The following is a 3937-nucleotide window of genomic DNA, read 5'->3' on the forward strand; positions in this document are numbered from 1 at the left end:
GCAAAGGCAGATCAAAAGCCGCCACACTGTCGGCACGCCAGTTGGCACCGTTTTGCATCGCGAACGCCGCCGCCACAACGCACCAGGCTTCGTCGCCCGGCAGCGGACGCTGCATCAGCGCCTCGCCCGCCTCTTGCCATTGGTCAATCGTGGTGGTGGTCATTGCTGCGCCACGAAATGCAGGATGGTTCACCAGATCGGCCAGAAACCGGCCGTTGTTGCGAATTCCGAGCAGAGGCGCGTTCTCCAGCGCGGCACGCAGGCGCCGAATCGCGTCGTCGCGGTCACGCCCATGCACGATGACTTTGGCCACCATCGGGTCGTAGAAGGGCGAAATCTCGCCGCCCTCTTCAATGCCATCGTCGATCCGCACGCCGGCCAACAGGGCTAGCTGTGGACGCCACCAGCGCACCGTTCCCGTTTGCGGTGCAAAACCGGCATACGGGTCTTCCACATACAAGCGCGCCTCCATCGCGTGGCCCGTCAGCTTGACGTCGGCCTGGCAAGCTGGCAGCGGCTGTCCGGCCGCAACCAGCAGTTGCCACTCCACCAGATCAAAGCCCGTCACCAACTCGGTCACCGGATGCTCGACCTGCAAGCGCGTGTTCATTTCCAGGAAATAGTGCTTGAGGTCGGCATCGACGATGAACTCCACCGTGCCCGCCCCCCGGTAGCCCACTGCCAGCGCAGCCGCTATTGCATCTTTGCCCATGGACTCACGCATCGCCGCACTCACCACGGGCGACGGCGCCTCTTCAATCACTTTCTGCCTTCTGCGCTGCGCCGTGCAGTCGCGCTCACCCAGGTACACGGCATGGCCATGCGCATCGGCAAAAATCTGGATTTCAATATGCCGGCCGTTGTCGATCAAGCGCTCCAGCATCAGGGTCCCGTCGCCAAAGGCACTTTGCGCCTCACGCCTTGCGCCTGCAATCGCCTGCGCAATTTCATCTGCCGCACGCACCAGTCGCATGCCACGACCACCGCCACCGGCCACCGCCTTGACCAGCAGTGGAAAACCCAGTTTCAGCGCTTCCTCGGTCAGCCGCGCGTCATCCTGATCCTCGCCCAGATAGCCCGGCGCACAGGGCACGCCCGCGGCCATCATGCGACGCTTGGCCAGTGCCTTGTCACCCATGGCTTCAATGGCGTCAGGGGGCGGGCCAATGAACACCAGCCCGGCATCCAGGCAGGACTGGGCAAAGCCCGCGTTTTCGCTCAGAAATCCATAGCCGGGGTGAATCGCGTCGGCACCAGTCTTGCGGGCGGCCTCCATCAATGCCTCCACCCGCAGGTACGAATCGGCTGCGGCGGAACCCCCGATATGCACGGCTTCGTCGGCCAGGCGGACGTGCGGCGCGGCCTTGTCAACGTCGCTGTAGACGGCAACGGTTCGATAACCGAGGTTGCGTGCGGTTCGCATCACGCGACAGGCGATTTCACCCCGATTGGCGATCAGAATTTTTGAAAAGGTCATTGCAACGCCCAGTTTGGTTTTCGCTTTTGCAGAAAGGCCGTCGTTCCCTCCAGCCCCTCCGGCCCTTGTACGGCACGGGAAAAAATGACTGCGGCCTCCTGCATCAGGCTTGACGGCTCCGTCAGACGGGCTTTGGCCATCAATGCCTTGGTGGCGGCGACAGCTCCAGGGGCGCAGGCCAGAATGTCAGCCAGTACGGCGGTGAGTGCTGTGTCCATCTGGTCCGGCGCATGCACGGCATGCACCAAGCCAATCGCCAATGCATTGGCAGCATTCAGACGCCCGCCCGTCACCGCCAGTCGCTTGGCCTGGGAATAGCCCAGACGCTCCACCAAGAACGGCGCAATCTGGGCCGGTACGACACCCAGGGCGGTCTCCGGTAGACGAAATACAGCGGACTCACAAGCCAGCGCCACATCCGCCACGCACGTCAGGCCGAGTCCGCCGCCCATCACGCTGCCTTCCAGAATAGCCACCAGGGCCAGTGGCGTTTTGGCATAGGCAACACAGAGTTCACCGAACTGGAGATTGGCTTGCGCGACAGCATCAAGCGAAACGCCGGCCTCACTCACCGGCGGCTCGTTCTGCATCGCCCGCAGGCGTGCGGCAGCAACATCCTTCAAATCAGCACCAGCGCAGAAGTGTCCGCCCGCCCCACGCAACACGACAACGCGAACGCTGCCACCGGTTTCCGCGGTTTCTAGCGCAGAGCGCAACTCCGCCACCATGCGCAGCGACATGGCATTGCGCGAAGCCAACCGGTTCAAGGTAATATGCAGCACAGCCCCCGTCTGCTCTACGTGAAGCGCTTCGAAATTCATAGCACCTGTCATTGAACCTTGCCCGGCAGGGTGCCTTCCAACTTGCAGATGATGCCCAGCATGATCTCGTCCGCCCCCCCGCCAATCGAGATCAGGCGGGTGTCTCGGTAAGCTTGTGAAATCGGGTTGTCCCAGGTGAAGCCCATGCCGCCCCAGTACTGCAGACAGCTGTCGGCCACCTCACGGCTCAGGCGCCCGGCCTTGAGCTTGGCCATCGAGGCCAGCTTGGTGACGTCCTTGCCCGAGATATAGGATTCGACGGCACGGTAGGTCAGGGCGCGCAATGCCTCCACTTCGGTGCGCAATTCGGCCAAGCGGAAGTGCACCACCTGGTTGTCAAGAATCGGCTTGCCAAAGGTCTGGCGCTGGCGGGTGTAGTCAATGGTTTGGTCGATCAGCCGGTCCAACGAACGCAGGCAACCGGCGGCACCATACAGCCGCTCTTCCTGGAACTGCAGCATCTGGAACATGAAACCCATGCCCTCCTGCCCGATCAGGTTGCGCCGCGGCACGCGCACATTGTCAAAAAACAGCTGCGCCGTGTCAGATGAGTCCATCCCGATTTTTCGGATTTTCTGCCGCGTGACACCCGGACTGTCCATGCGCACAATGATCAGCGATTTATTCTTGTGCACCGACCCCTCTGACGTATTGGCCAGCAGACAACACCAGTCCGCCTGCATGCCATTGGTGATCCACATCTTGGAGCCGTTGATGATGTAGTCATCGCCATCCTTGCTCGCCGTGGTCTTGAGCGCGGCCACATCGGAGCCACCACCGGTTTCGCTCACGCCGATACAACCCACCATGTCGCCTGCAATGGTCGGCGCGAGGAACTCGCGCCTGAGTTCATCCGAACCAAAACGCGCCAAAGCCGGTGTGCACATGTCAGTTTGGACGCCAATGGCCATCGGCACACCACCCGCGTTGCACTCACCGAGTGCCTCGGCCATCACCATGGAGTAGCTGAAGTCCAGCCCCATGCCGCCGTACTCCACCGGGTACTTGATTCCCAGCAAACCCAAGGCCCCCATCTTCTTGAACAACTCATGCGCCGGGAACTGCCCCGCCGCCTCCCACGCGGGAAGATTCGGGTTGATCTCCTTGGCAACAAACTTGCGCACGGTGTCGGCAATCTGCTCGTGTTCGGGGGTAAATTTCATGCGTATCTTTCGTTCGAATAAATGGATGGGAATGAATGACTAGCGCATCACATGCGCGCCACACCGAAGGTATTGGGGTGCAAATTGCGGCTCTGCGCCTCCTCGGCCAAGGCCAGACAAAGCCCAAGCAGGCGACGCGTATCACGCGGGTCGATGATGCCGTCGTCCCACAGCCGGGCCGTGCCAAACAAGGCCGCAGACTCCTTGTCCAGCCGCAGCCGCAGCCCGTCTGACATGGCTTTCAGGGCCTCTTCGTTGGCCGCCATGCCGGTGCGCTCGATCTTGGCCCGATTGACAATATCCATCACCTTGGCGGCCTGCGCGCCGCCCATCACGGCGGTCCGGGCCGTGGGCCAGGAAAAGATGAAATTCGGATCAAAACCCCGACCACACATGCCATAGTTGCCCGCGCCGTAGGAGCCACCCAGCACCACGGTGAACTTGGGCACCCGCGCATTCGCGACCGCCTGAATCAT

Annotated in this window: 4 protein-coding genes; all 4 read right to left on the reverse strand. The window is 61.9% G+C overall.

Annotated features, from left to right (window positions below; all coding sequences use genetic code 11):
• A partial coding sequence (locus tag B3V69_RS18965; protein ID WP_296448808.1) for an acetyl-CoA carboxylase biotin carboxylase subunit occupies positions 1–1477 on the reverse strand: 1477 nt, incomplete at its 3' end.
• Positions 1474–2298 carry an enoyl-CoA hydratase/isomerase family protein gene (locus tag B3V69_RS18970; protein ID WP_296448811.1) on the reverse strand — a complete coding sequence of 275 codons (825 nt, stop codon included), beginning with the start codon at positions 2296–2298 and terminating at the stop codon, positions 1474–1476. The genes B3V69_RS18965 and B3V69_RS18970, both read right to left, overlap by 4 nt.
• 8 nt (positions 2299–2306) lie before the next feature.
• Entirely contained in the window at positions 2307–3461 is a 1155-nt protein-coding gene (locus B3V69_RS18975; protein WP_296448813.1) for an acyl-CoA dehydrogenase family protein, read from the reverse strand.
• 47 nt (positions 3462–3508) lie between these two features.
• A partial coding sequence (locus B3V69_RS18980; protein WP_296448815.1) for a carboxyl transferase domain-containing protein occupies positions 3509–3937 on the reverse strand: 429 nt, incomplete at its 5' end.

This window comes from Rhodoferax sp. UBA5149, from assembly GCF_002413825.1.
Taxonomy (GTDB): Bacteria; Pseudomonadota; Gammaproteobacteria; order Burkholderiales; family Burkholderiaceae_C; genus Rhodoferax.